The sequence below is a fragment of the Streptomyces sp. NRRL F-4489 genome (genome assembly GCF_001509485.1).
Lineage (GTDB): Bacteria > Actinomycetota > Actinomycetes > Streptomycetales > Streptomycetaceae > Streptomyces.
The window spans coordinates 109,286-125,897 of record NZ_LLZI01000001.1 but is presented as its reverse complement, the minus strand read 5'-3'; the positions used below and the strand labels follow the sequence as shown (position 1 = coordinate 125,897).

Annotated in this window: 15 protein-coding genes and 1 riboswitch; of the genes, 12 read left to right on the top strand and 3 right to left on the bottom strand. The window is 71.3% G+C overall.

Annotated elements, in window-relative coordinates:
* Positions 1-63 precede the first annotated feature (63 nt).
* Entirely contained in the window at positions 64-1,542 is a 1,479-nt protein-coding gene (locus ADL22_RS00560; protein ID WP_066972485.1) for a sugar transferase, read from the bottom strand.
* Positions 1,543-2,295: 753 nt separating this feature from the next.
* Here ADL22_RS00560 and ADL22_RS00555 point away from each other — a divergent pair.
* The 3 genes from ADL22_RS00555 (at position 2,296) to ADL22_RS35610 (ending at position 3,962) form a co-directional block, all read left to right on the top strand.
* Positions 2,296-2,691, top strand: coding sequence for a hypothetical protein (locus tag ADL22_RS00555; RefSeq protein WP_066972482.1), 396 nt, complete (start codon positions 2,296-2,298; stop codon positions 2,689-2,691).
* Between the two features lie 98 nt (positions 2,692-2,789).
* Entirely contained in the window at positions 2,790-2,963 is a 174-nt protein-coding gene (locus ADL22_RS35120) for a hypothetical protein (protein WP_159048563.1), read from the top strand.
* 297 nt (positions 2,964-3,260) lie between these two features.
* Entirely contained in the window at positions 3,261-3,962 is a 702-nt protein-coding gene (locus ADL22_RS35610) for a helix-turn-helix domain-containing protein (protein ID WP_199836180.1), read from the top strand.
* 97 nt (positions 3,963-4,059) lie between these two features.
* Here the strand turns inward: ADL22_RS35610 and ADL22_RS00545 are convergent, their stop codons facing one another.
* Positions 4,060-5,013: a UbiA family prenyltransferase gene (locus ADL22_RS00545; protein WP_159048562.1), complete on the bottom strand. Its 954-nt coding sequence runs from the start codon at positions 5,011-5,013 to the stop codon at positions 4,060-4,062.
* Between the two features lie 350 nt (positions 5,014-5,363).
* On the opposite strand from ADL22_RS00545, the gene ADL22_RS00540 reads away from it, so the two are divergent.
* From ADL22_RS00540 to ADL22_RS00505, 8 genes are all read left to right on the top strand, one after another.
* A complete protein-coding gene (locus ADL22_RS00540) occupies positions 5,364-6,233 on the top strand; it encodes a YqcI/YcgG family protein (protein WP_079063739.1) in 870 nt (289 codons plus the stop codon).
* 4 nt (positions 6,234-6,237) lie between these two features.
* Positions 6,238-7,059 carry an arginase family protein gene (locus ADL22_RS00535; protein WP_066972476.1) on the top strand — a complete coding sequence of 274 codons (822 nt, stop codon included), beginning with the start codon at positions 6,238-6,240 and terminating at the stop codon, positions 7,057-7,059.
* 150 nt (positions 7,060-7,209) lie between these two features.
* Positions 7,210-8,187, top strand: a complete 978-nt coding sequence (gene cysK, locus ADL22_RS00530; RefSeq protein ID WP_066972473.1) for a cysteine synthase A — start codon at positions 7,210-7,212, stop codon at positions 8,185-8,187.
* Between the two features lie 56 nt (positions 8,188-8,243).
* Positions 8,244-9,377: a homoserine O-acetyltransferase MetX gene (metX, locus tag ADL22_RS00525; protein WP_066972470.1), complete on the top strand. Its 1,134-nt coding sequence runs from the start codon at positions 8,244-8,246 to the stop codon at positions 9,375-9,377.
* Between the two features lie 61 nt (positions 9,378-9,438).
* Positions 9,439-10,185: an SDR family oxidoreductase gene (locus ADL22_RS00520; protein ID WP_066972466.1), complete on the top strand. Its 747-nt coding sequence runs from the start codon at positions 9,439-9,441 to the stop codon at positions 10,183-10,185.
* Between the two features lie 84 nt (positions 10,186-10,269).
* Positions 10,270-11,196 carry an ATP-grasp domain-containing protein gene (locus ADL22_RS00515; RefSeq protein ID WP_066972462.1) on the top strand — a complete coding sequence of 309 codons (927 nt, stop codon included), beginning with the start codon at positions 10,270-10,272 and terminating at the stop codon, positions 11,194-11,196.
* Positions 11,197-11,198: 2 nt separating this feature from the next.
* Positions 11,199-12,116 (top strand): DMT family transporter, encoded by a 918-nt coding sequence (locus ADL22_RS00510; RefSeq protein ID WP_079063738.1) that lies wholly within the window; start codon positions 11,199-11,201, stop codon positions 12,114-12,116.
* A 67-nt stretch (positions 12,117-12,183) separates the two neighbouring features.
* A complete protein-coding gene (locus tag ADL22_RS00505; protein WP_159048561.1) occupies positions 12,184-12,705 on the top strand; it encodes a hypothetical protein in 522 nt (173 codons plus the stop codon).
* A 502-nt stretch (positions 12,706-13,207) separates the two neighbouring features.
* Here ADL22_RS00505 and ADL22_RS00500 read toward each other — a convergent pair.
* Entirely contained in the window at positions 13,208-14,875 is a 1,668-nt protein-coding gene (locus ADL22_RS00500; RefSeq protein ID WP_066972457.1) for an NRAMP family divalent metal transporter, read from the bottom strand.
* Between the two features lie 295 nt (positions 14,876-15,170).
* Positions 15,171-15,340: riboswitch (M-box (ykoK) riboswitch) on the bottom strand.
* Positions 15,341-15,545: 205 nt separating this feature from the next.
* Here ADL22_RS00500 and ADL22_RS00495 point away from each other — a divergent pair.
* The gene (locus ADL22_RS00495) at positions 15,546-16,328 is read left to right on the top strand and encodes a hypothetical protein (protein ID WP_066972454.1); all 783 of its coding nucleotides are present in this window, start codon (positions 15,546-15,548) and stop codon (positions 16,326-16,328) included.
* Positions 16,329-16,612 lie beyond the last annotated feature (284 nt).

Sequence of the window (16,612 nt, the reverse complement as noted above, 5' to 3'; positions counted from 1 at the left end):
GCAGGCCCTCGCGGCCCGCACTCCACGCGCCGGCGCGACCGCCGCGCCGCCGCCCCCCGCGCATCAGTAGGCCCCCTGGCCGTGGAGCACCGCGCGCAGCGTCTTCCACAAGATCACGGTGTCCAGGGCGAGCGACCAGTCCTCCACGTACCGCAGGTCCAGCCGGACCGCCTCCTCCCACGACAGGTCGCTGCGCCCGCTGATCTGCCACAGCCCGGTGAGTCCGGGCTTGACCAGCAGCCGCCGCCGGATGTCCGGCCCGTACGCCGCGGTCTCCTCCGGCAGCGGAGGCCGCGGGCCGACCAGCGACATCGATCCGGTGAGCACATTGAGCAGCTGCGGGAGCTCATCGAGCGAGTACCGGCGCAGCACCGCCCCCACCCGGGTCACCCGCGGATCCCGGCGGAGCTTGAACAGCGGTCCCGCGCCCTCGTTGCGGTCGGCCAGCGCGTCGCGCGCCCGGTCGGCCCCGGCCACCATGGTGCGGAACTTCAGAATGGTGAACTCGCGGCCGTCCTTGCCGACCCTGCGCTGGCGGTAGAACGCCCCGCCCGGACCGTCCAGCAGCACCAGCAGCGCCACGCCCACCATCAGCGGCGCCAGCAGCACCAGCAGCACCGCCGCGCCCAGCCGGTCCACGACCCCTTTGACCGCCCGGCGGCCCCCGGTGAAGGCCGGCATGCTGACCCGCAGCAGCGGGATCCCCAGCACCGCGTCGACGTGCAGCCGCGGGCCGGCCACCTCCATCAGCACGGGCGCCACGACCATCTCGGCGTCGCTGCCCTCGAGGTTCCACGCCAGCCGCCGCAGCCGCTCCGGTGACCAGTGCGGATCCGGGGTGACCGCGACGACGCGGTAGCCGCCGCGGCGGATGCGGGCGGCGACGTCCACCAGCCGTCCGACGACCGGTACGCCGTCCAGCCGGTCACCGCCGGGCCCGGGCCCGTCCGCCGTGCACACCGCGTCCACCCGCCAGCCCAGGTGCGGGAACTTGCGGGTCCGGGCGATCAGATCGCGCACGGTGGCCGGGCTCCCGGCGGCCAGCACCGGCCGCAGGCACTGCCCTTCCTTGCGCTGCCGGTGCAGCCAGAGGCGGAGCAGATACCGCGCGGTCATGGTGACGAACGCGATGGCGGGGACCGCGACGAAGATCCAGAGCTTGATGTTGCGGGAGGTCAGGGCGATCCCGCCGAGCGCCAGCACGACGGTCGCGGCGAACAGCGAACGCCCCAGCCGGCGGAACTCCTCGGCGCCCTGGCCGAGCACGCCCGGCGCCCATGCCCGGCTCACCGCGAGCGCCCCCAGCACCAGCAGCTCGGTGCCGAAGGCCAGAATCCCCCATTTCTCATGCCAGTTGGCCGCGTCCCGGGCCCCGAAGAACGTACCGATCGCCGCCACCACGAAGGCGGTGGCCACCGTATCGCTGCTGATCACGGCCCGGCGGTACCGCTGCTCCCAGTCATTCCCGCCCCCGCCGGCCGCCGCACCCGCCGGCCGCCCACCCGTCGACGCGCACGCATCGACTAACTCCCCCTGCTCCACAGGACCCCCCAGCCCACCAGTGGTACGACGGCTCGCCTCACACGCGTCCACCACCGAGCGGCACACTCCCGCCCCGGCGCATGACTTCCGGACTCGTGCGGACGTACTGGAACGACGACCCCCCTGGCGGCAGCGCGAACCCGCACGCCCAGCCAGGCTTTCTCCCGGTGCTGCGGGAACCCGTCGAGAACCGGGGCTCCCCATGGTGCTTGCTCACTCGCATCCGGCGCCGGTCGACGCGAACCACTGGCCTTTCAAGGCACCGGACGGGTAGATCGTTAACGGTCGCTTCGTGTCCGAACCGCCGAAGCACGGTCAATCTAGACCATGCGGAGCAGGAATGTAGAGAGGATGTGTGGAATTCGTGCCCAAGCTTTGGGGGCGGGGTGGGGAGGCTGAGGCGACCCTGGTGTGAGCCACCGTCACCAGCGGGTGCACCCTTGCGGGTGGGAGAGGTGATCGGCATGACTGGACAGGCAAGGCCGGACAGCCCGCCGGGGCAGGACATGCGCGGGGCACGCGATCAGCACAGCTGGGCGGACCGGGCCATTCTGGTGTCGACGGCGACCCTGCTGGCGGAAATGGCCATCGCCGCTGTGCTCCTGATCCTGGCCGGCCTGTCGCAGGATCCCGGGGGCGAGACCAACGGGGTGGTGGCTGGCACTGACCGGGATCACCGTCCCGGGCGCGCTGCTCGCCCGGCTGGCGGCGTCCCGCACCGCACCGTGGAGCGGGCCGAAGCTGGCCCTGCGCGTGCTCGCGTCGGGAGTCGCCGGCGCCGCGGGACTCGCTCTGCTGGGCGGATCGGCTTACGCGGCCGGCCTGCTGAAGCTGTACGAGCCACCCCGCCTGAGCCGTGCCGACGTGGTCGGCGTCTGGCAGGACGGAGCCGGCGGCACGCTCGAACTCGCCGCCGACGGGCGGGCGACCGCCCATCGGCTGCGCGACAGCGTCCATGGCCGCTGCGAGGGGACGGGCGCGTGGAGCCTTGAGAACACCGCACCGCGCGGCCAGGAGCTGAACCTCGCGGGTGCCTGTGCCACCGACTGGAGCATCGGCGGGACGCCGGAACGCCCCACCCTCTCCTTCTACGTCGGCGACCCGGACAGCGGGCAGCGCCATACCCTGCGGCGTAGCGGGGAAGGGTAGCTCCCCGTTCGACGTGACGCCGGTATCGAAGAGCGCCTGAGTACGCCTGAGTACCTTTGCGGATACCCGGCCGGGCCGGCGATGCGCAGGATGATGCCGTGACGGCACAACACGAGACCGGCCAACCGGGCTCCTACCCGCCCGCCCCCGACCGCCAGGCAGCGGAGAAGGTCATGAAGGGGATCCTTCTCATCGCGGCTGTAGTGGGAGCGCTCTTCCTGATCCCCATGGCGCTCATGATCGCCGTTTACGCCTCCGCCGGCTCCCGGTGAAGCGGGGCTGCCGTGTTGCCTAACAAGGGGATGCGCCTCGCACTAGTACTGGTGTTTCGCCGACCCCGCAAGTAGGATCCGGCCGAATCAGGCTGCGGTGAGGCGGAGTTGGCCCCGTGGCCGCGTGCTGCCGGTCGGCTGGGGGAGCGCCGGCGTTGGGCCCATTTGCCGGATTTCGCTTCCGCAATGTGGAAATTTACTTTCGCATTACGGTGGCGTGATGTTAACTTGCCCACTCGACGACAACGAGCGCCGCCCGGAGGCCCGATCGCGTCGCTCCGTCCTTGAGGGGGGACAGTGTTGGGTCGTGAGGCGGCTGCCCAGCAGCTCCGTGCTGCCATACCGGAGATCACCGAGGAGTACCGGGCCGCGCTGGCGCGCATCGGGAGCCCGTTGGTGTCCCGGGACGACATCTGGCGGCAGTGCCGCCACCAGGCGCAGGGCATCGTGGCCGAATGCGCCCAGGCACTGGAGGACGGCAAGCGCCCGGAGTCGCCGGGAGCGGCGGAGTACACCCGGCTCCTCGGGGCCCACCGCGTCGTCCAGCAGGTGCCGGTGTCGGAGTCGGTACGGGCCGCGGACGTGCTCTGGCAGGCGATGCAGACCGTGGTCACCAAGGTCGTCGACCAGGTGGAGCCCGAACAGCGGGTCGCGGCGGCGCAGACCGTGAGCACCGCGTTCCGGGTCGCCGCCGGATACCGCCTGTACCAGGGGATACGGGCCTACGAGGAGGCCCAGCGGCCGGCCGCCGCCGCGGAGCCGGACCGCGCGCCCGCGGTGGTCCCGGGCGGTGTGGAGGCGCCGGCCCTCGGCCTGCTGACACTGCGGGAGCGGGAGATCCTGGAAGCGGTGCGGGCGGGGCTGACGAATCGTTTGATCAGCCGCCGCTTCGACATCAGCGAGGCGACCGTCAAACGCCATCTGCACAACGCGTACCGCAAGCTGGGGGTCAGCTCCCGGGTGCAGGCCATCAACAGCGCCTTCCCCGAGCAGGGCTGACGCCACTCGGCAGGGCCTGGCCGCCACCGCCCCTCTGCCCGTACACCCTCCGCCCCGTACACCCCTCTGTCCGTACGCCCCTCCGCCCCCCGCCCGCTCACAGGACGGCGAGGGCGCCCAGTATGCTCAGGTTCGCGGCGTATTGGGTGACCATGAACGCCCGGTAGGCGCCGCGCCGTTGGCGGCGTTCGGCGTGCTGCCGCCGGCCGTCCCGCAGCACTCGGACGATGACCCAGACCGCCCCGGCCGCCACCGGGAGCGTGCCCGCCAGCGCGAGCGGGGCCCACAGCGCGGCCGCCACCGTACCGGCCGCGCCGACCAGCGCGGCGGAGCCCATGGCCAGGGCCCGCGCCGCGCCCAGGCCGTGCACGACCGCGACGGTGCGCCGGCCGCCGGCCGCGTCCCCGTCCGCGTCCCCGAGGTCCTTCACCACCGACCCGACCAGGGCCATCCAGGCCGACATCACGCACCCGAACACCGCGCCGGTACCGGTCCAGCTGTTGCCCGCCGCCGAGATCCCGGCCGCGTACGAGGTCGCGCCCAGACCGAACACCACCACCGCGCACCGAAGACTGGACCGCTTGGCCTGGATCGGGCGGGCCGAGTAGGCCCAGCCGAGCAGCAGGAAGCCCGCCGCCCACCCGAGTACGCCGCCGCCCGCCAGCGCGCCGAGGGCGAGCGCCGCGCCGGCCAGCAGGGCCGTGACGACCGCGGCGGTGCGCACCGGGAGGTCGCCCCGGGCGATCGGGCGCTGGGAGCCGTTCGCGCGGTCCTCCTGGACGTCCGTCACACCGTTGAGCAGATAGGCGCACGCCACGGCGCACCACCAGGAGGCCAGGCCCAGCACCGTCCGTCCCGGGGACTGCGGCAGCTGCCCGGTGGACACCGCGCCCACCGCGAACCGCAGCACGAACACCAGCTGTACCGACGGCCGCGCCTCCGACCAGCACAGATGTGCCGTCTTGAGGGCGGTGCGGCATCGGATACGCGCCGGGCCGATCAGGCCGGCGACATGCCGAGAAGTAGCGGCAGGAGCAGCGGTTTCGGTCACGGGCGGCAGCCTAGGAAGGGCTCGCGCGCAAGGGCCATACAACCATCGGCGTATCAGGCGTACATCTCCACTGGGCCCTTGGTTGCAAGGCGTTGTGCGGCCCGGCATATGCGGGGAGAGTTGGCGCAGCGCGGTCCGGTGAGAGGAATCCGGACGCCGCGAGGAGGGCGCGCCTGTCGATTCCCGGGCTCCCACATCCTTTTCCAGGCAAGGCGAGCCGCCCTGCGCGCCTCCGCAGCGGAAGCGAAACCAGAACAACGAACAACGAACAGCAGCGCACAAGAAGAGCAACGCACAACGAATAACGACGAGCGACGACGAGCAAGGAAACCTAGAAAAAGGATGCTCCGTTGGAAAGGTCTCAGCAGACCGCAACGCTGATCTCCCAGGCGCAGGTTCTCGACGGCGCACAGGGGTGGCATCGGGACGCTTTCGAAGAGGTCGCGGCCCGGCTCGCCGATCCGGGCTTCCCCTGTGTGTTCTCCCGGAACGCCTTTCGGAAGCAGCTGGTGACGTTCGCCTTCGTGGAGAACGCCGGCCGCGACGGCATCCGGCACCTGGCGGCGGCCCTCACCGAGTACGTCGAGCTGTCCCGGGACTGGGACGGCCGGCTGGACACCGCCTATCCGCTGGTCGCGCTGTTCGCGGCGGACGCCGTGGACGCGCGGACGGTGGCGGAGTACCACGCCTTCGGCTGGCGGGTGCTGGAGGAGCTGCACCGCGCCGATCCGGAGCCCTGGCCGGCGGACGTCGGCACCGACCCGGATTCCGCGACCTGGTCCATGTGCTTCAACGGTATGCCGCTGTTCTGCAATATGAGCAGTCCCGCGCACCGGAACCGCCGCAGCAGGAACCTCGGTACGCATTTCGCCCTCGTCATCAATCCCCGGGAGCGTTTCGACGTTTTCGCCGGGGAGACGCCGAGCGGCCGCAAGGTCCGCGCGAACATCCGCGAGCGGATACGCCGTTACGACGGAATGCCGCATTCCCCGCAGCTCGGCTCGTACGGGGTCGGCGCCCTCGAATGGCGCCAGTACGGGCTCATCGATGAGAACGCCGAACGGAATGACAGGTGCCCGTTCTCGTTCACGCCCCGGACGGCCAACGAAGACCGGACGGCCGACGAAGACCGGGCGACTGCCGAACACCGGATGACTGCCGAACACCGGATGACCGGTGAAGACGACCGGATGACCGTTGCAGAGAAGAGGAGTTGCTGACCGCATGATCGAACTCATCGTGTCCCAGGGCCGGGTGGCCGACCGGGAGCCCCGGATGATCGAGGGCGCCGCCCGCCTCGCGCGGGCCCTGGAGAAGCGCTACGGACTCACCGGCCGCTTCATCGGCGAGCCCGCGCCGCCCGCCGACGACGACTGGACCGTCAGCCTCCCGCAGGCCCGCGACACGCTGAACGGGCTGCGCGAGGCCGTCAGCGGCAGCATCGCGCGCGGCAGCCGGACGGTCATGATCTCCAACACCTGCTCGGCGAGCCTGGCCACTCTGCCGGTGGTGGCCCGCGAGCACCCGGACGCCGTCGTCCTCTACATCGACGGCCACGGCGACTTCAACACCCCGGAGACCACCGGCACCGGCTACCTGGGCGGTATGGTCCTCTCCGGCGCCTGCGGACTGTGGGACAGCGGCCACGGCGCGGGCCTCAGTCCCACCCGATCGGTCCTCGTCGGGTCGCGGGACATCGACGACGCCGAGGGCGAGCTGATCGCCCGGCACGGCGTCCGGCTCATCCCCCCGGCGCGCACGACCGGCGAGAGCATCCTGGAGGCGGTCGGCGACGCCCCGGTGTGGGTGCACATCGACTGGGACGTCCTCGAACCGGGATACGTGCCCGCCGACTACACCGTGCCGGACGGCCTGCTCCCCGAGCAGATCCGCGCGGTCTTCGAGGCGATCCCGGCACAGCAGCTCCGCGGCGTCGAACTCGCCGAATTCAACGCCCCGTTGGACGAGGACATAAGCGCCCGCGCGGTCGAGACGATCATCGACATGGTCGCCCCGGCCTTCGAGAACGTCCCGGCCACCTTCTAAGACCCCGGCGGCGGTTCGACCCCACGCGCACAGCCGCCCCACCTCCGGTACCCCCCGACAGGCGCCGCCGGCATCGCCGGCCGCCGGCCCCTGTCGGCCCCCCTCCCCGTGGCCAGCACCGCTGGCTCCACCTGCCAAGGAGTTCTTCCGTTGCCTCTGTACGACAGCATCCTCGACACCGTCGGCCGCACCCCCATCGTCCGGCTGCACCGCATGGCCCCGGCCCACACCACCGTCTACGTGAAGGTCGAGTCGTTCAACCCCGGCGGCTCCGTCAAGGACCGCCTCGCGCTCTCCGTCGTCCTCGACGCCGAGGCCAAGGGGCTGCTCAAGCCCGGTGACACCATCGTCGAGTGCACCTCCGGGAACGTCGGGATCGCACTGGCCATGGTGGCCGCCGCCCGCGGCTACCGGTTCGTCGCGGTGATGGGCGACACCTACTCCGCCGAACGCCGCAAGCTGATCCGGGCCTACGGCGGCAAGGTGCTGCTCTTCCCCGGCCACCTCGGCAGCAGCGGCGGCAACCGCATCGCCGACGAACTCGCCGCCAAGCACGGGTGGTTCCGGGCCAACCAGTTCGACAACCCGGCCAACCCCGCCTACCACCGCGAGACCACCGCCTCCGAGATCCTCGGCGACTTCGCGGGCAAGCGGCTCGACTACTTCGTCACCGGCTTCGGCACCAGCGGCACCCTCACCGGCGTGGGCCAGATGCTCAAGCGCGCCCGCCCCGACGTGCGGGTCGTCGCCGCCGAGCCGGAGAACGCCGCCGTCCTCGCCGGCCAGGGCTGGAACGTCCACCGCATCCAGGGCTGGGCCCCCGACTTCGTACCGGGCGTGATGGACCGCGACGTCATCGACGACCTGGTGACCATCAACGAGGTGGAGGGCCGCGACACCGCGCGCCGGCTGGCCGCCGAGGAGGGGATCTTCACCGGCATCTCGGCCGGGGCCACGCTGGCGACCGCGCTGCGCGTCGCCGAGTCCGCGCCCGCCGGCTCGGTGCTGCTCGCCATGCTCCCGGACACCGGGGAGCGCTACCTCTCCACCTTCCTCATGGACGGTATGCCCGAGGGCTCGGACGACGAGTGGCTGGCCTCGCTGGAGAGCGGCGCCGAGACGGCCTGAAACCGGCCCACGACCCCGGCGCCCCGCGGCGCCCCCGCATCCGTCAGGAGACAGACATGAGGGAATTCGTCCCGCCCGCGGCCCGCTTCGTCGACCTCCCCGCAGGCTTCGCCATGCGGCGGGGCGGACGGCTGAACGGCGCCCGGATCGCGTACGAGACCGTGGGCCGGCTGGCCCCGGAGCGCGATAACGCCGTCCTGGTCCTCACCGGTCTCTCGCCCGACGCCCACGCCGCCTCCCACCCGGCGGACACCCGGCCCGGCTGGTGGGAGGCGATGGTCGGGCCCGGAAGACCCGTCGACACCGACCGCTGGTACGTCATCTGCCTTAATTCACTGGGCAGTTGCAAAGGGTCCACCGGGCCCGCCTCGGTGGATCCCGGCACCGGCGAGCCCTACGGGCCCGACTTCCCGGAGCTGTCCATGGAGGACATCGCCGACGCCGCCGCCCACACCGTCCGCGCCCTGGGCGTCGAGCGGCTGGCCTGCGTCATCGGCACCTCCATGGGCGGGATGAGCGCGCTGTCCCTGCTGGCCCGCCACCCCGGGCTGGCCCGCGGCCACATCAACATCTGCGGCGCGGCGCGCGCCCTGCCGTTCGCGATCGCGGTCCGCTCCCTCCAGCGCGAGGCGATCCGGTCCGATCCGCACTGGAACGGGGGCCGCTACGACGACGCCGCCTATCCGGAGCGCGGCATGTTCACCGCGCGCAAGCTCGGCATGATGACGTACCGGTCGGCCCGGGAGTGGGACAGCCGCTTCGACCGGGCGCGGATCGCGCCGGAGGACCGCGCCGACGACGGGCCGTACGCCCACGAGTTCGCGGTGGAGGCGTATCTGGAGGGGCACGCCCGGCGCTTCGCGCGCCGTTTCGACCCCAACAGCTATCTCTGCCTGAGCCGCTGCATGGACCGCTTCGACCTCGGAGAGTCGGCCGGCACCGGCAACGACACCGACGCCGGCACCGACGCCGCGCTCGCCCGCGTCCCGCTGGAGAAGGCGCTGGTCATCGGCGTCGAGACCGACATCCTCTTCCCGCTGCGGCAGCAGCGGCAGATCGCCGCCGGCCTCGCCGCGGGCGGCGCGGACGTCACCTTCCTCGCACTGGACTCCCTGGAGGGCCACGACGCCTTCCTGATCGACACCCCGCGCTTCGGCACCCCCGTGGCGAAATTCCTGGCGCAGCTCTGACCGAGCCGCCGCCGGCCTCCCCATTCCGTTCCCCCTCCCTCCCCGCAGCTTGGAGAACCGCATGCCCGACCTCCCGCCCCCTCTCGCCCTCGTCACCGGCGCCAACCGCGGCATCGGCTTCGAGACCGCCCGTCAGCTCGCCGCCGCCGGCGTCCACGTCCTGCTCGCCGGCCGCGACCGCGAAGCCGTCACCGCGGCCGCGAAGACGCTGCGGGACGAGGGCCGCACCGCTGCGCCCCTCGTCCTCGACATCGCGGACCCGGACAGCGTCCGGACCGCCGCCGCGCAGGTCGAGGAGGCGCACGGCCGCCTGGACATCCTGGTCAACAACGCCGGCATCCGGATCGAGGAGTACGGCCGGCAGCCGTCCGAGCAGCCCCTCGATCAGTGGCGCGAGACCTTCGAGACCAACCTCTTCGGGACCGTCCAGGTGACCCGGGCCTTCCTGCCGCTGCTCCGCAAGTCGCCGGCCGGCCGCATCGTCAACGTCTCCAGCCTCCTCGGCTCGGTGACCACGCACAACGACCCGGACTCGTACGCCTACAGCCCGATGTTCAAATCGCTGCCGGCCTACAGCGCCTCCAAGAGCGCGCTCAACTCCTGGACCGTGCACCTGGCCTACGAACTCCGCGAGACGCCGGTCAAGGTCAACGCCGTCCACCCGGGCTACACCCGGACCGGCATGAACGACGGCGCGGGCGACCTCGACGTCACCGAGGGCGCGCGGACCAGCGTCACCATGGCCCTGCTCGGCGACGACGGCCCGACCGGCACCTACACCCACCGGGGCGAGACCGTCCCCTGGTAGTCCGCCACGCCACCCGAGAAGCCGCCTCCCGGATAACGCCGATTCACCATCCCCTCCTCCCTGTCCCCGTATTGGAGTTGCTCCATGGGCAACCGTCTGGCTCTGGTCACCGATGGTGCCAGCCTGGTGATTGATTACGACATGCCGTTGCTGCTCGACGCCTGCCAGGCCGCCGGCATCAAGGCCGAGATATGTTCCTGGCGCGATCCCGATATCGCCTGGGACGATTTCGACGCCGTCCTGCTGCGCTCCCCGTGGAGTTACGTGGAAAACCTTCCGCAATTCCTCGAATGGTGCGAATACGTCACCGACGTGACGACCCTGCTCAACCCGCTCCCGGTGGTGCGGTGGAACCTCGACAAGCACTACCTGGCCGATCTGGCCGCCCGGGGCGTCCCGGTCGTCCCGAGCGGCTTCGTGGCCCCGGGCACGGACCCGGCGGCGGCCCTGCGCGCCTTCCTCGCCGAGCACCAGGAGACCGCCGAACTGGTGGTGAAACCGGCCGTGGGCGCGTACTCCCGGGACGTGCAGCGCTTCGCCCGGTCGGCACAGGACGCGGCGGCCGCGCACCTCGGCAAACTGCTCGACCAGGGCCAGCACGTCATCCTCCAGCCCTACCTGGGCGCCATCGACGACCACGGCGAGACCGACCTCATCTACTTCGACGGGGTCTACAGCCACGCCATCCGCAAGCGCGCGCTGCTCCGGCCGGACGGCCCGGCCGACGAGCCGACGCAGGACGCCCGTACGGCGCGGTCGGCCGCCGAGGACGAACGGGCCGTCGCCGCGGCCGCCCTGGACGCCGCCGCCGAACACCTGGAGCTGCCGGAACCCCTGCTCTACGGCCGCGTCGACCTCATCCGGGACGCGGACGGCAAACCCCTCGTACTCGAACTGGAGCTGTGTGAACCATCCTTGAGCATGCCGTTCGCGGAAGCCTCCGCCGGACGGTTCGCGCGGGCCATCGCCGCACGGCTGGAAGAAATCACTCGGAAGCGGAAGAGTCGATAGCAGTGACATCGCAACAGAGTTCCCTCACCCCCCTCACCCCCACGACGCCCGCGGCGGCCTCACCCGCCGCCGGCACCCTCTTCGCGGCACTCGGCGTCGTCAGCTTCTCCTTCAGCTTCCCCGGAACGGTCTGGGCGCTGGACGGCTTCGGGCCGTGGAGCGCCATCGGCGTCCGCGGCGTGCTCGCCGCCGTCATCGCGCTCGCCGCCCTGTTGCTGACCCGGGCGCCGCTGCCGGCGCGCGCTGACTGGCCCGCGCTCGCCGTCGTCGCGGGCGGCTGCGCGGTCGGCTTCCCGCTGCTCACCACGCTCGCGCTGCAGACCTCGTCCACCGCCAACTCGGCGGTCGTGATCGGCGCGCTGCCGATGGCCACCGCGGTGATCTCCGCGCTGATCACCCGGCGCAGCCCGTCGAAGGTCTTCTGGGCCGCGGCCGGCATAGGCGCGGCGACCGTCGTCGTCTACACGCTGTCCCAGAACCACGGCCGGCCGACCGTCGCCGACCTCTACCTCTTCGGCGCCCTGCTGGTCTGCGCGGCCGGCTACGCCCAGGGCGGGCGGCTCTCCGCGCACATGCCGGGCTGGCGGGTCATCGCCTGGGGCGTGGTGCTCGCGGCCCCGGTCAACCTCCTGGTGTCCGCCCTGGCCCTGCCGAACGAGCCGGTGCACCTCACCGCGAAGGCCGTGGCCGGCATGGCGTACATCGCGGCCATCTCCCAGTTCGGCGGATTCGTCGTCTGGTACAAGGGCATGGGCCTCATCGGCGTCGCCAAGGCCAGCCAACTCCAGCTCGCCCAGCCCCTCCTGACGCTCGTCTGGGCCGTCCTCCTCCTCGGCGAACACTTCACCCTCGCGGTCCCCCTCACCGCCGCCATCGTCCTCGCCTGCATCGTCGTCACCCAACGCGCCCGAACGTCCTGAACCAGGTCAGCGAGGGGGCACCGACACGGGTCGGTGCCCCCTCCCTGCGTCCGAGGAGGAAATTGCCATGTGGGGACGGAGACTTTCCCTTTCCCTGGGGATCGCGTTATGTGATTTTCTCGCGACGTCTTGTGCACGATATCAATCCTTGCCGCCCGCGCCTGATTTCGAAGCCAAGGATCTTGTGGGGGAGTGGCGCGGCCCTGAAGGGGCTCATTTCACCCTGAGTGGTACGAGGGAGGTCACGGCTGTGAAAATTCGGGGGCAGGAGGAGGATTTCAATGACCGCTGGAGCCTTTCGGGTAAAGGGAGCTGGCAGGTCCTCCCTTCCCCCAAGATCGGCCTCGTGGTGGCCGAAGGGCGGTTCGTGCGACTCATGATCAAGGATGGGCAGTCGCGTTTCGCGAAGACCGACGATGACGAATTGAATGGCCGCAGTCCTGCACCCCGGCCAGAGACAACCAGCACCAGTCCCACTACCTACACCTGGGACATCAGCGTCAAGAAGGGAAAGATGGGTCTGGAGCTCTACTACGTGGTAGGCGACCCGGACCACCGATGGACGGCTACGTTCACCCACGAACAGTGATCGTCCTGCGAGTTCTGCGCGCCATCGCACAACAGCACTGAAACCGTTGCTGAAGAGATTCGGTCCGCGCTCGGGCCCGGCACGCGTGCCGTGGCCGAGGAGGGCGACCCGCTTTCCGAACTGGGCGGTCTCTCTTTGTTCGTGCCGGTGCTGTACTACCGCGTCGTTCCGCTGGACTGGCTCAGGTGGACGATGGTGGTGTGCTGTATCGGGGCGCTGGCGGCAATGGCGGTGAGAGCCCCGAGACGAGCTCCGAAGGGGTACTGGTTCGCTGCGTCGCTGCGTCGCTGCTTTGCGGTACGGGTTTCCTTCTCTATCGGTGGTCGGAACCGCGGCCCTCGGTGAGCTATCGATCCACAGCTGAGGCCGCGGCGTCCGGGGCGCCTCGTCGGCACAACACTCTCGTCATGTTCGCGGGTAGTGCGGGCATGCTCGTCGCGTGTCTCATCGGCTGCATCGGCTTGCGGTACAGGCCCTGGTGACAGCATTTCGGGCTTCCCGCTCACTGCCCCACCCACACCTCCGCCAGCTTGACGAGGACCAGGACCATGGCGACCAGCAGGTACGTGCGGAGGGCCGCCAGGCCGGCCTTGTGGGCGGTGGAGAGGACGGGGGCGGGGAGGATGTCGAGGGGCGGCATGCGCCAGTTGGCGCGGTCGGCGCGGGAGGTGTGGTCCATGGGGCGGGCGCCGGGGGTCCAGCCCTTGCGGCGGCGGCGCAGTTCGGCGTAGCCGAGGAGTGCGACGCCGGCCGCGCCGCAGCAGGCCATGATGGTGAGGATGGTGCCGGGGCCGAGGTCCGGGAAGAGCACCGCGGCGGTGAGGATGACGGAGAGGGTGACGAGGACGGCGACGACGCAGGACGTGAAGGCGTTCATGGCGCGGCCGTTGACCCACGGGCCGAGTACCGCGCGGTCGTTGCAGAGCAGGAGCAGGAAGACCGACGCGGAGGGCAGCAGCACACCGGCCAGGGTCTGCACGCCCTCGGTGAGCAGGCCCAGCGGGGAGCCGGGGATCAGCACGATCGCCGCGGCGGCCGCGACCAGGCCCGCGTAGACGGCGTAGAAGCCCTTGGCGCGGCCGACGCCGCGGTGCAGGGAGTGCCGGATGCCGAAGACGTCGCCGATGGCGTACGCGGTGGACAGCGATACGGCGAAGGCGCCGATGATCGAGGCGTCCAGCAGGGCGATGGCGAAGAGGACTCCGGCCAGTTTGCCGGCGTGCGCGGCCAGGCCGTGGGCGATCCCGGCGGTGTCGGTGAACGCTCCGGCGCCGGACGTGCCCGCGAACGCCGCGGCGGTGCAGCCCATCAGGGCGGCGGCGCCGACCACGACGACCGCGATGCCGAGCCACAGGTCGGCCTTCTCGTACGAGAGGAAGCGCGGGGTGATGCGCTTGTCGATGACGTAGGACTGCTGGAAGAAGAGCTGCCAGGGGGCGACGGTGGTGCCGACGATGCCGATGATGAGGAGCATGGCGGCGGACAGACCGCCGGGGCCGGTGGGGAGTTGGGGGACGAGGAAGTCGTGGGCCATCTGCCCGGTGCGCGGGTGCACGAGGAAGTAGAGCGGCACCAGCAGGAGCGAGGCCGCGCACAGGCCGATGGCGATCCGCTCGAAGCGGCGGAACGAGCCGGTGAACGCGGAGGCGATGATCACGGCGGCGGCGAGCAGCACCGCGCCGACCCGCGGCAGCCCGAGGTAGCCGGCGGCGAGGGTGACGCCGATGAACTCCGTGACCAGCGTGAGGGCGTTGAGCAGGAAGAGGTCGATGACGGAGAAGGCGCCCCAGAACTTCCCGAAGCGTTCCAGTATCAGGCGGGCGTGGCCGACGCCGGTGACGGCGCCGAGCCGGAGCACCATCTCCTGGTTGACGTAGAGGACGGGGACGAGCAGGAGCAGCGTCCACAGCAGGTGGGTGCCGTAGTTCTGGCCGGCCTGGCCGTATGTGGCGAAGGCGCCGGCGTCGTTGTCGCCGACCATCACGATCAGGCCGGGGCCGACGATGGCCAGCAGGGTCTTGAGCTTGGCGGACAGGCCCCGGCGCGGGGCGGTGTCGTCGTGCCGGATGGTGCCGAGCGCGCCGCGGATGTCGCCGGTGTGCGCGTCGTCGAGGACGGCGGTGGCGCGCGGGGCGGGCGGTGCGGAGCGGACGGTGGTGGTTTCGGTCATGGCTACCTCCCGGGTCCCCGGTGGGGGACGGGTCGGTGGCGCGGGGCAGCCGTCCTCCCTGCGCGGCGGCGCAGCACGGCGGCCCGTCGCGGCGCGTTGCCGCACGGGGGCGTGACGCGGCCGGAAGCCGCGCAGGGAAGGTGGTTACCGCGTGCCGGAAGAATGCGAGGGCAGGCGGAGGCGGGGCCGATGATGGCCCGGACTACTGCAATCCATGTCTCTCGCCTCCTTCCGGCCGGGGCGCTGGGTGCGCCGTCGTCGATCCGGCAAGGAGCGGACCGGTCGCCGCGGACCGGTGCCACCCCCACTCGTCAGAGCTTTGGCACGTCACGGCGTAGCCCCCGCGGGGCAGCCACTTGGGGTCACCCCTTGGGCCGGGGAGACCTGTCCTGATCCGGAGCGTCTCTCGACGGGTGGGATCAGTGGCCTGTGTCCGTGACGACGCCTCACCGAACGAGGTGCTCGCTTCGTCAGTCGTGTGATGTGTGTGGATTTTCCGGAGTCCGCCCTGGGCGGGCGTCCGGAGTCCTCTGGAAGTGTAGACCCTCGGTGGGGGTCACTTGCGCAAGCGCGCAAGTTTTGACCTCGTCTTAACCGCGCGGCCATCCCGTTCCGCCGCCCGCGGGCCCGACGCTGGACACCGCCGCCGTGCCGGGTGAGCATGAGCCGCATGTCCCAGGAGGAGCCGGGGCCCGGCGAAGCGGGCCGTCCCGGAAGCGAGGCCGAGCGGCTGGAGCGGATCGAGGCGCTGCTGGCGCCCACCCTCGCGGGGGTGGAGGCGGCCGGGCGGCGGCTGCGGCCGGCCTGGCGGCGGGTCACCCGCGGGGAGCCCCGCTGGCCCTCGACGGTCGCGGTCCTGGTGGCGGTGGTGCTCCAGTGGCTGCTGCCGGAGCGGCTGGCGATCCATCCGGAGTGGCTGCTGCCGGGGCTGGAGACGGCGCTGGTCCTGCTGCTGGTGGCGGCCGACCCGTACCGCATCGAGCGGGTCTCGGCGCTCTACCGCGGTGCGGGGCTGGTGCTGATCGCGCTGATCAGCACGGCCAACGGCTGGTCCGCGGTGCGGCTGGTGGCCGGGCTGGTGCGCGGTACGGAGGGCAGCGACGCCGGCCAGCTGCTCATCACCGGCGGCGGCATCTGGCTCACCAACGTCATCGCCTTCGCGCTCTGGTACTGGGAGTGGGACCGCGGCGGCCCGGTCGCCCGCGCGCACGCCGTACGCCGCTACCCCGACTTCCTCTTCCCGCAGATGGCGACGCCGGAGCTGGCGCCGGAGCACTGGGAGCCGCAGTTCCCGGACTACCTCTACCTGTCCTTCACCAACGCCACCGCCTTCAGCCCGACCGATGTGATGCCGCTGACCCGCTGGGCGAAGCTGCTGATGCTCCTGCAGTCGGCCGTCTCGCTGCTGACGGTCGTTCTGGTGGTGGCGCGCGCGGTGAACATCCTGAAGTAGCGCGGGCGCGGGCCCGCTTGGCGGCCGGTGTGACGCGATCGGGTGTGTGGCGGGCGCGTTGCGAGGGTATGGCGGTGTCATGACGGCGTGATGAGGCCGGCATGAGAAAGCGATGAATACTTGCTCGGTTGCGCAATAATTGGCCAAGGCTTGACCGGCCGGTCCGTAACCGATCGGCGGCAGGGCTGTGACCTGCGGTTTTACGGGTGCCGGGTGCGGGTCCCGAAAACAATCCCCGGCCGGAGTCAATTCTTTCCCACGCCGTGGTCAGGCGCCGCGGCGCG

Coding starts and splice junctions, on each gene's coding strand:
- ADL22_RS00535 (WP_066972476.1), top strand. CDS start 6,238: ATGATCGAACTCATCGTGTCCCAGGGCCGGGTGGCCGACCGGGAGCCC.
- metX (WP_066972470.1), top strand. CDS start 8,244: ATGAGGGAATTCGTCCCGCCCGCGGCCCGCTTCGTCGACCTCCCCGCA.
- ADL22_RS00520 (WP_066972466.1), top strand. CDS start 9,439: ATGCCCGACCTCCCGCCCCCTCTCGCCCTCGTCACCGGCGCCAACCGC.
- ADL22_RS00515 (WP_066972462.1), top strand. CDS start 10,270: ATGGGCAACCGTCTGGCTCTGGTCACCGATGGTGCCAGCCTGGTGATT.
- ADL22_RS00505 (WP_159048561.1), top strand. CDS start 12,184: ATGTGGGGACGGAGACTTTCCCTTTCCCTGGGGATCGCGTTATGTGAT.
- ADL22_RS00500 (WP_066972457.1), bottom strand. CDS start 14,875: ATGACCGAAACCACCACCGTCCGCTCCGCACCGCCCGCCCCGCGCGCC.
- ADL22_RS00495 (WP_066972454.1), top strand. CDS start 15,546: ATGTCCCAGGAGGAGCCGGGGCCCGGCGAAGCGGGCCGTCCCGGAAGC.